Consider the following 645-nt stretch of genomic DNA (forward strand, 5'->3'; position numbering starts at 1 on the left):
GTATTCGTTTTTAAGAATACCGTTTACTCTCTCAGCCAGTGCATTTTGATAGCAGTCATAACCATCTGTCATTGAACAAGTAATACCATGGTTTTGATGGATTTGCTGATAGTCATTTGAACAATATTGAATGCCTCTGTCGGAATGATGAATCAATGATAAGTTGCTTTTTCTGCACCGTAGCGCCTTATTGAAAGCCCTTTTAACGCCCTCTGTTTTCAAGTTATCGGCTAAGTAATAACCCACGATTTTTCTTGAATAAGCATCGGTCACCAAACTGAGATACGTCTCGCCTTCATGGGTGGGGAGGTAAGTTATGTCTGCAACCCATAATTGCTCGGGGCGTGTTAAGTTAATCCCGTCCTTAATCAGATTCGGATGTTTATAAAAGCGATGTAAGCTCTGCGTGGTTCGATGATAAGCCCGCTTTGTTGGTACCAACAATCGGTTGACCTTCAGTAAAGCAAATAGGTGGTCTCGCCCTATATGCAATGCAAATTGCTTCATCAGGTACAGTAACTTTCTTGTCCCCATACGAGGGTGGCTCATACGTTGCTTTCTAACGAAAGATAAAACCTGTTGTTCGTGACAGGTTTTGACATAAAGCGCTTTACACCGTTTGTAATAGGCTTGCCGAGTGATACC

General features: G+C 42.0%; 1 protein-coding gene. It reads right to left on the reverse strand.

Going from position 1 to position 645, the window contains the following annotated elements:
* The coding region (locus HR060_RS19925; RefSeq protein WP_174201863.1) for an IS3 family transposase at positions 1-645 on the reverse strand (645 nt) is incomplete at both ends.

Source organism: Marinifaba aquimaris (assembly GCF_013328345.1).
In the GTDB taxonomy this organism is placed as follows: Bacteria; Pseudomonadota; Gammaproteobacteria; order Enterobacterales; family Alteromonadaceae; genus Marinifaba; species Marinifaba aquimaris.